The organism is Clostridia bacterium (assembly GCA_036562685.1).
In the GTDB taxonomy this organism is placed as follows: Bacteria; Bacillota; Clostridia; order Christensenellales; family DUVY01; genus DUVY01.
The window spans coordinates 18956-29311 of sequence record DATCJR010000103.1 but is presented as its reverse complement, the minus strand read 5'-3'; the positions used below and the strand labels follow the sequence as shown (position 1 = coordinate 29311).

At 32.6% G+C, this 10356-nt stretch carries 9 protein-coding genes; 8 read left to right on the top strand and 1 reads right to left on the bottom strand.

Going from position 1 to position 10356, the window contains the following annotated elements:
* The 7 genes from VIL26_04905 to VIL26_04875 form a co-directional block, all read left to right on the top strand.
* Positions 1-1533: elongation factor G (locus VIL26_04905; GenBank protein ID HEY8390272.1), on the top strand; the 1533-nt coding region annotated here is incomplete at its 5' end.
* A gap of 98 nt (positions 1534-1631) precedes the next feature.
* A complete protein-coding gene (locus VIL26_04900; GenBank protein ID HEY8390271.1) occupies positions 1632-2525 on the top strand; it encodes a PfkB family carbohydrate kinase in 894 nt (297 codons plus the stop codon).
* On the top strand, positions 2519-3373 hold the full coding sequence (gene thrB / locus VIL26_04895) for a homoserine kinase (GenBank protein ID HEY8390270.1): 855 nt from the start codon (positions 2519-2521) through the stop codon (positions 3371-3373). The genes VIL26_04900 and thrB overlap by 7 nt, the downstream gene beginning before the upstream one ends.
* 67 nt (positions 3374-3440) lie before the next feature.
* Positions 3441-3869 carry a hypothetical protein gene (locus tag VIL26_04890; GenBank protein ID HEY8390269.1) on the top strand — a complete coding sequence of 143 codons (429 nt, stop codon included), beginning with the start codon at positions 3441-3443 and terminating at the stop codon, positions 3867-3869.
* 17 nt (positions 3870-3886) lie between these two features.
* Entirely contained in the window at positions 3887-4378 is a 492-nt protein-coding gene (locus VIL26_04885) for a hypothetical protein (GenBank protein ID HEY8390268.1), read from the top strand.
* A gap of 167 nt (positions 4379-4545) precedes the next feature.
* Positions 4546-5019: an LURP-one-related family protein gene (locus VIL26_04880; protein ID HEY8390267.1), complete on the top strand. Its 474-nt coding sequence runs from the start codon at positions 4546-4548 to the stop codon at positions 5017-5019.
* Between the two features lie 285 nt (positions 5020-5304).
* Positions 5305-8229 carry a glycoside hydrolase family 2 TIM barrel-domain containing protein gene (locus VIL26_04875; protein HEY8390266.1) on the top strand — a complete coding sequence of 975 codons (2925 nt, stop codon included), beginning with the start codon at positions 5305-5307 and terminating at the stop codon, positions 8227-8229.
* A 99-nt stretch (positions 8230-8328) separates the two neighbouring features.
* Here the strand turns inward: VIL26_04875 and VIL26_04870 are convergent, their stop codons facing one another.
* Complete coding sequence (locus VIL26_04870) at positions 8329-9477, bottom strand: ROK family protein (GenBank protein ID HEY8390265.1); 1149 nt, start codon at positions 9475-9477, stop codon at positions 8329-8331.
* Between the two features lie 236 nt (positions 9478-9713).
* Here VIL26_04870 and VIL26_04865 point away from each other — a divergent pair, with 236 nt between their 5' ends.
* On the top strand, positions 9714-10352 hold the full coding sequence (locus VIL26_04865) for an SIS domain-containing protein (protein ID HEY8390264.1): 639 nt from the start codon (positions 9714-9716) through the stop codon (positions 10350-10352).
* The last annotated feature ends 4 nt before the right edge of the window (positions 10353-10356 follow it).

Below are 10356 nucleotides of genomic sequence, written 5' to 3'. Positions count from 1 at the left end.
GGCAAAGCTTATGATTTTGGGCCAAACGGAAGAAAAGAAATTCCTTTGCCTGAACACCTGAAAAATGATTTTGATACGCTAAAAGAAAATTTAAAGGAAGTCGCAGCATCCAATGATGACGACCTTATGACCAAATATTTTGACGGCGACGAGATTACAAGAGAAGAAATTATTTTGGGTCTTAACAAAGGGCTAGCAGCTGGTGATTCGATACCTGTTTTGGCAGGCAGCGCGTATCATAACAAGGGCATTATCAATCTTTTAAATCAAATAGTAAGGCTTATGCCCAGTCCTTTATCCAAAAAATTTGCCGCAAAAAAAGACGGCAAAGATTTGGAGCTTACAGCACAATCCAATGAAGGACTTGTTATTCAGGTATACAAAACTATTTCAGACCCGTTTGTGGGAAAACTGACTCTATTTAGAGTAGTTTGCGGAACATTGAAAACAACATCTAATATTTATAATGCTACCACTGACAAACCAGAAAAAATATCAGCTATATATACAATGAAAGGAAAAAAGCAAGAACCTGTTGAAGCATTGTGCGCAGGTGATTTGGGCGCTTTTGCAAAGTTCCAGTTTACACGTACAGGCGACACTTTAACAGACGGTGCTAAAATAATCTTAGCGCCTATCGAATTTCCAGAGCCCGTATTTACTATGGCGATAACTAGTTCAAAACAGGGCGAAGAAGAAAAAGTTTTTGGCGGACTTACCAAACTTATAGAAGAAGATGTAACGGTCAAAGTTTCTAGAAACTCCGAAACAGCAGAGACGCTGATTAGCGGTCTTGGCGAAACCCAGATAGATGTAATGGCAAAAAAACTCAAAAACAAGTTTGGGGTAGAAGCAAAACTAACTGATCCTAGAGTTCCTTATCGTGAAACTATCAAAAAGTCAGCCGTTGCAGAAGGCAAGCACAAGAAACAATCAGGCGGTCATGGACAATACGGACATTGTAAGATTATGTTTGAACCATATTACGAAGGTAACTTCTTGTTCACAGAAACAGTGGTAGGTGGAAGCGTACCTAAGCAATATATTCCCGCGGTAGAAAAAGGATTGTTAGAATGCATCAATAGAGGTGTTTTGGCTGGTTATCCTGTAGTTAATCTAAAATGTACGCTTCAGGACGGAAGCTATCACGAAGTTGATTCTTCCGAAATGGCATTTAAGATCGCAGCGTCTTTGGCATTCAAAAAAGGCTTGGCAGAAGCGTCTCCCACAATATTGGAACCGATCTACGGCTATAAGATAACTGTTCCCGAAAGCTATCTTGGAGATATAATGGGCGATATAAACAGAAGGAGAGGCAGAATCTTAGGAATGACTTTGTCTGAAGGCAAACAGATTATTTCTGCCGAAGTGCCTTTGGCTGAAATGTTTAAGTATGCCACAGATTTAAGAAGTATGACGCAAGGGAGAGGAAGCTTTGTGTGCCAATTTGAACGCTATGAAGAAGTGCCTGCAAACCTTATCCCTAGTATAATTGCGGCATCTCCTTACAAGAGAACGGCTGAAGAAGAGTAATGATGTTTAACAAGAATATTTTATATCTATGACTTTTTGTAAAAATGTCATATAATATGAATAAAGATTTTTATTATGTAAAATTTTAAAGGACCATAATGATACTTACAGTTTGTGCTAATGTTTGTATAGACGAATATATTCGGACTGATAACACCCTTATCCTACCAGCAGGTAAGGGTGTTAATGTCGCTATTAGCCTTAGCAATATAGGCTTAAATCCTCAATGCCTGATGTTTATGCCTGAGGAATCAAAATTGATTTTTGAGTCTTATTTGAAGCAACACAATGTCCTTGGACATTATGTTATGATGAAAGGAAAGGCTAGAATAAATAAAAAAGTGATTGATAAATACGGCAATATTACCGAATATGGAGGACAATGCGAGCCTGTTGACAGCAAGCTGGAAGAAGACTTTATAAAAGAGTTTGAACCGCTTGCTAAACTTGCAGATTATGTAGTAATAAGCGGTTCTTTGCCTGCAGGAGCATCCAATAATTTTTATAAACACCTTATAGAAATAGCAGGCGGTCATAAATGTATTTTTGATTCCAGTCGCGATGCTTTGAAAGAAGGTATAAAAGCTAGTCCTTTGATGATAAAGCCAAATATATTTGAATTTAACGCTCTAACTGGCAAGCATTATGAAAATGAGGTAGAAGCGGTCAAAGAATGCAAAAGATTAATTGACGAATACAAAATAAAATATATACTTTTATCTATGGGCGGCGAAGGTGCGCTTATAACTGACGGAAAAAAGGCGTACAGTGCGCATATGAATAAAGACAATATTGTAAATACAACGGGTGCTGGAGATACAATGGTTGCGGCATCCCTAAAGTGTATAAAAGACGGATTGGATATACAAGAAATATTAAAATATGCGATAACAGCCGCTACTCATAAGATAGGACATCTTGAACCGTATATCACTGATACAAGTTATCAAAACGATATAAATAAGCTAGAGATAAAGGAAATAAAATGGTAAGGATAAAAGTGCCGGCAACAAGTGCAAACTTGGGCGCGGGTTTTGACTGTATGGGCTTGGCTTTGGATATTTATAATGAGCTTATAGTTGAACCCTGCGAAAAACTTGTTATTGAAACAGATGATGATTTGCCCAAAGACCTAAACAATCTTGTTGCAAGCACTATGAAAAAAACCTATGAACATCTGGGACATGAGTTTAAGGGTGCTTATTTAAAACAGATCAACAACATACCCAAAACAAGCGGATTGGGCAGTTCGGCTGCATGTATTGTAGCTGGCGTAACAGCTGCCAATGCTTTGTTGGGCAATCCTTTGACGCAAGAAGATGTTGTTGACCTTTGTACAGCTTTTGACGGACATCCTGACAATGTAGTCCCTGCTATTATGGGTGGAATAACGGTAAGCGTGATAAACGGTGCCGGCAAAGTGCATACTTTTAGATGTTTGCCCGAAAAAAATCTAAAAGTTGCATTATTAATTGCAGACTTTGAGCTTTCTACAACCAAAGCTCGCGCGGTGTTGCCTGATATGTATTCGCGGGCAGACCTCGTTTATTCTCTTTCACGTGCGGTTGCTACATTTGCAGCTTTGTCAACAGGAGATTTTGAAAAACTAAGATACATATTGGATGACAAAATTCATACTCCATATAGACGTCATTTGATAAAAGATTTTGATGAAATCACTCAACAGTTTAAAAATTCAAATGCGCTTGGCGTGTTTTTGAGCGGAGCAGGTCCTACTATAGCCGCATTTGTTGATAATTCTTTTGTTCCTTTTACACCCCCTGCACACTGGCGGCTTGAAGTTCGAGATATCATTGATAAGGGTGTTGTTTTAGATTAGAAAAATAAATTTATAAAAAAATAGTTTCATATTGACTTTTGTAATACAAAATTGCTATACTTGTATTATGAAAGATAATATGAATATAATTCCCAAGAGAAGAAAAAATAAATTTGCTGTATTTTTAACGGTATTGGCAACTATCGCCACATTATTTAGTTCTTTTATCGTTTTTTCATCAGCTTTTGTAATTTTTTGTTATTTAGCATTATTTCTTATCATGTTTTTAACGCTTTTTACAGTATTGGTGGATGATAATTTTAGGGCATTATTTAATAAGGGTGAAGGTATAACTGTTTTTATTTTTTCATTATATAAGTATATACCTTATCTTTCGGGAATTGCTGCAGCTCTTAGCTTACTATCTATTTTAATCGTTAGTCTATCTAAAAAAACGACAAGCAAAGTGCCTATTATAGTTTTTAACTGCATATTAGTTGTGATAAATATTGTTATTTTAGTACTATCAATAATATATAAAGCTAATGCTAATTAAAACGAAAAGGGGATATAATGAAAAATTACGTAGTAAAACAAAGACTTTTTAATTTATGGAGAAGCAGTTTTTATATTAAAGATGATCAAGATGTTGATTGTTTTTTGGTCAAGTCTGATGCTAACATACTGTTTAGATTAACCATATATGATATGGATAATCAACCTTTGATTAAAATCAAAAAAAGATACTTCAGAATATTGCCTAGATTTGATGTTTGCACTCCTGATGGCAAACTGCTTTTTAAGGTCAAAAGAAAGATTGCAGTTTTCAGCAAAAAGATGAAAATCAAATCAAAAAACCCCGAATTTAATGGGCTCAAAGTAAAGGGTAATATTTTTGCATGGGAGTTTGATATAAACAGGGGTCAGGATATATTAGCTAGAGTATCTAAAAAAGTTTTGAAAATTGCAGATACATACTGCGTGACAATAGCTGATGAAGCTAATGCAGTTAATTATCTTGCTCTTGCTATTGTCATTGACTGTGTATATCAAAAGGCTAGATAAAAATAAAAAGTAAAAAAAGCAAAAAATGATTTTACATATTATTAAAAATTTACTATCATTATGTATATGGTAATATACATGGTGTGATTTTTGTCTAAATAAAATGATTGATTTATCAAATCGTTACTTTTTATAGACATTTATCAAACTTAAAGAGGAAAGGTCATATGAAGTATCTTGTTAAGCAAAAGTCAAAAACGATATGGAAAGAAGGATTTTATATTCATAACGAAGAAGGAGCACGATGCTATTTTGTCAAGGCTCAGAATCTAGGACTATCCCAAGTATCTATTTATGATGTTAACCAAAATGAGCTATTAAAAATACATAAAAAGCTATTTAGATATGATGTATTTGATACAAAAAATGAATTATTATTTTCAATAAAATCCAATTTCGGCTTTAAGAAAAAACACTTCTATTTAGTTTCTCAATTAGATGATTTGAAAAATGTTAGAATAGAAGGCAATTATGTAGCTTCAAATTTTGATATATACAGACCAGAAGAAATTTTAGCTCAAGTAAGCAAAAAAATAGTTCATGTTTTTGATTCTTATTGCTGTGAAATTATTGATAAAAAGAATGAAGTGAATTATATAGCTATGGCAATGATCGTTGATTTAGCTATTCATAAAGAATAAAGAATTAGATAAAAAATAATTTAAATTGATTTTGATTCCCTATCAGATATCTGATAGGGAATAATTATTTTTGGCGACAATGAGAATTTAGGTTTAAGGTAATGTAATATTATACGAATTTAGCTTAAGCCGAAAAAAAAGCCATATTTGATAATAAAACAGGACTAAAAAAGCCGAATTTTGATATTTTAAATTTTGATGTAAAATTCTTAATATGATATGATTGTTATTATAGAACACTCTAAAAACGGTTTTAGCAATATACAAAAGATAAGGAGAGTTAAAATGGTGAATATACAAAAGTACCATCTTGACATTAACACTTATGCGGTAGCAACAGAGCCTAAAAGAAATTATTATATACCGAGACCTGTAAACAGTCCATTTTCTATTGAAAAAGATTCGCAATCGGTTATGCTGCTTAACGGCGAATGGTTTTTTGGATTTTTTGATTGCTTTGAAGAAATAGATTTTGAAAACCTTAAAGACAAGATAAGTGTACCTTCTAATTGGCAGTATTATTCTTATGACTTTGTTCAATATACTAATGTTTTATATCCTTTTCCTTACAACCCTCCTTATGTATCGTTGAAAAATTATTTTGGAGCATATAAAAAATTAATTAACATAGAAAAAGAAAGTAATTTTGATTATTTTATTAATTTTGAAGGTGTTGATAGCGCAATATATTTGCTTGTAAATGATGAATTTGTTGGCTATGATCAAGTTTCTCACAGTACAAAAGAATGGAACATTTCAAAACATCTAAAAACCGGCGAAAACACTATTTGCGCCGTTGTACCAAAATGGTGTACAGGAAGTTATCTCGAAGATCAAGATAAAATTCGTCTAAGCGGTATTTTTAGAGATGTTTATATTTTAAAACGACCTAAACAACATATTAAATCATATTTTATTAAATATAATATTGATTTTGAAAATAATAAAGCCGACTTAAACATAAAATTTGAACAAACCGCAGATTTTGAAAAAATCATTAATATTTATTATAAAAAGCAATTGATTTTTTCTAAAGAGTTTGAAAACTCTGAAATTAATTTTTCTTTATGCAACATTAAGTTATGGAATGCTGAACAGCCTGAGCTTTATGATATTGAGTTTATCACAAAAGATGAAAAAATTTGCGATTACATAGGATTTAGACATATTGAGATTGCTGACGGTGTTTTTAAAATAAATCAAACTCCTGTTAAGATAAAAGGTGTTAACCGTCATGACAGCTATTACGATACTGGCTATTATGCTCCCATAGAATATATAATAAAAGACTTGGATATGATGAAGAATCATAATATCAATGCTATAAGAACTTCACATTATCCCCCGACGCCCCAAATGCTTTATCTATGCGACAAAATGGGATTTTATGTAATTGATGAAGCTGATTTGGAAACTCACGGCGTTGTTTGTTCCAAAGGCTCTTATGATACTAATTATTTTGATCTTATAGCAGATGATCCTGTTTGGAATAAGCAAATTTTGGATAGAGTGCAAAGATTAGTTTACAGGGACTTTAACCGTTCTTGTGTAATTATGTGGTCATTAGGTAACGAATCGGGCTGGGGCTCTAATATGGTGGATGCAGCTAATTGGGTTGAAGGATTTGATAGTTCTAGAGTCGTTCATTATGAAGGACTTTATATAGCCAAAGGAAAAGATTCTAATGGGTTTAAACCTTTAAAGATGATGAGCAAAATGTATCCGTCAATAGAAAATATAAAGGAATATCTATTAGATCCAAACGAAACAAGACCTTTAATGCTTTGTGAATTTTCCCATTCAATGGGAAATTCATGCGGAGACTTAAAAGATTATTTTGATTTGTTTTATTCGCAAAAAAGGCTGATAGGCGGTTTGGTTTGGGAATGGAATGATCACAGCTTTCCTATTAATATGGATTATGATAAGCCTGGATATGGCGGTGATTGGGGCGATATTCAAAATGACGGTAACTTTTGCTTGGATGGATTGGTTAATTATAAAAGAGAACCAAGCACTAATTTGAAAGAATTAAAAAATGTTATATGCCCTATAGACGTTCAATTAGAAAACAAAAAAATAAAGATAATTAACAGATATGACTTTACGGTAATTGATAAAGATTTTGTAATAAATTATCAAGTTTTTGATAATTCAGGCAAGGTGCTGTCAAAGGGTAAGATAAATATAGATAATTTAGCACCGCAACAAGTTTCTGACTGTAGTTTGGATTTGGATAGATTTTTTGAAATAGACAATACATATCTTTTGTTGGAATTTTATAAAAAAGATTTTAACCTAGGACACAGACAATTTGCACTAGGCAAGTTTAGTCCAAAAATCATTGAGTATGTCAATGATAAACTACATTTTGATCAAACACCAAAAGAAATAATAATTAAGGGCAAAGACTTTTTATATGTGTATGATAAGACTCAAGCTGTCTTTAGTAATATAACAAGAGATGGCAGGACGCTTATTAACGATATTCAATATAATATTTGGCGTGCACCGATAGACAATGATAGAAATGTTTTATGGAAACTAAAAAATAAAAAGCTTGATAGGGCATACAGCCAATCTTATAAGACTCAAATAGAGCAAAAAGATTGTTTAATTATAAACAGCGATCTTTTTATAGTCGCTGATAGTGTTGCGCCCATTATGGCAGGAGAGATAATGTGGCAAATTGACGGAAACGGCAACATCACAGCCAAACTGAAGGCTGTTATAGATAAGGATATTGAATACTTGCCTAGATTTGGACTAAAAATGCAATTATCTCAAGACTTTGATAAATGCAGCTATTTTGGATATGGACTTGATAGCTATATTGATAAACATAATCATACTTATAAAACTTTGTATAACACTGAGATTAAGGATATGTTTGTTAATTATCATAAGCCTCAAGAAAACGGTGCGCATTATGATACTGACTATATTAATATTCTTAGCGAGCAAGATGCAGTATCAATTATTTGTGATAAGACTTTTTCATTTAATTTAAGCTATTATTCACAGCAGGAGCTAGAACAAGCAAAACATTTTTATGAATTAAATCCTCAAAAGAATCCGATTTTATGTATTGATTACATGATGAGCGGTATAGGATCAAACTCTTGCGGACCTGAACTGGCCCCGCAATATAAGTTAATTCAAAAATATATTAATATGGAAATAAATTTTGTTTTTACATCTAAAAAATAAATCAACGCCGGAAAATATGTTCTAACCTTTTGGTAAGAACATATTTTTGAGCTATCATTAAAAAACTTATTTTCAGAATCAAAAGTATAAACTGTTTGATTATTCAGTTTTAAAAATACTATCAGCTACTATAGCGGCAGAGCCGTATAAAGCGCTGTCTCGTCCAAAGCGAGATTTTATAACAGGTATATATTTATGCTGTTTAGCAAATATAGTGTCATTGATTTTTTTAGTTAACTTATCTATAAGGGGTTGCGGTAATTCTGAGCCGCGATCACCAATAATTATGCAAGAAGGGTTAAACGCATTAATAAGACTAATCATTGATATAGCCATAAAATTTATTTGAGTTTCAAAAATATCATAAGTTTTTGGATTTTCATAAGCGTTCATACAATCCAAAAAAGAATAATTTGTGTTAAGACGTTCGTTTATTTCTTGAGTCAATTTTGATGCAGAGCAAAAGACTTCAAGACAGCCGTTGTTGCCGCATTTGCATTTTGGACCATTAAAACTAAGCGACATATGTCCTACTTCGCCCGCATATGAATCGTGCGGCTGATATAGAATTCCACCTGAAATTATACTAGCACCTATACCTGAAGCGTATGAATAATAAATAAATTCATTGATGTCTTTACCGTTTCCCCAAAATTTTTCGGCTATAGCAGAACCTTGGGTATCTTTATTAAGATGCACTTTAAGTCCATAACGGTTTTCAAGAATTTTGACTATTTCAATATTATTGATTTGACCCATATTAGGAGGATTAAGTATTGTGCCCGACTGGCTATCAACAGGACCAGGACTTGTAACTCCTATGCCTATTATAGTGTATTTTTCTATTGCTTCGTCAATCAAAGAATAACAGATGTTAAGAATATCTTGAACAGAATCTTCGTCAGTATATCCTACATATTTCTGGTGAAGTATCTTAAAATCCAATGAAGTAACAACAACACCAATTCGTTTACGTCTGAATGCCAAGCCTAATAACTTTGGAGCTTTTTCTGAGATTATAAGATTTACAGGTTTTGGACCAGATGTTGTGCTTGGTTGGGATGCTGATTCTTCAATCCACTCATCGTTTATCAACTCAGAGGTGATATTGGTTATTGTCATTTTTGATAACGATGTCATCTTGGATAATTGAATTCTAGATAATTGATTGTTAAGACAAATGAGTTTTAAAATCAATTTTTTATTTAATTCTTTTAGATCTTTTGAATTTTTACCAAGTATCGCCATTTTTTATTCCTTTACTAAATTGCATATAAATATAATTTTTATCATAAAATCATTCATTTTGTCTAATAGTAAAACTCTTTTATCATGATATCTCAAAAAAAATAAAATCGCAAACAAAAAAAGTAAATTAAATTTAAAAAAACAATAAGTAAATTGTTTTTACTAATTGACAATATAAATAAATAGTGCTATTATATAAACAATAAAATGATTTTACTATTTACATAGGATGAAAAATGAAAGCTGGATCTAGGGCGATAATTGATGAACTAATGATGAAGAATCCTGCCCTTAACTATGTTAAGGGCGGATTGGAGAAAATTATTGAAATAATGCTAGAAGCAATCAATAATGGAAAAAAACTGTTATTCATGGGTAATGGAGGAAGCGCATGTGATTGCGAACATATAGTAGGCGAATTTGTAAAATCTTTTTATAATAAGCGTACTATAAAGGATTCTGACGTTTATCAGTATTTGGCAGATAATAACCAGATTGAATTAGCAGATAAACTTCAATACGGTATAAAGGCATTTTCATTAGTTTCTCAAACAGGAATAATCACTGCCATTGACAATGATATTGGCGGAGATTACATTTTTAGTCAACAGATAATGGCTTATGCAGATGAAGGAGACGTGGTTGTAGGTCTAACAACCAGCGGAAATTCAAAAAATATATATAACGGTTTTTACGTAGCATGTGCCAAAAAAGCCCATACGATTTTGCTTTCAGGTAAAGACGGCGGAATATGCAAAGATATTGCCGAAGTGTCTCTGATTGTCAAATCAGATGAAACTCACCTTATACAAGAAGAACATATTAAGCTTTATCATGCTATATGTCTTGTATTGGAAAATGAAATATTTGGTTAAGGGT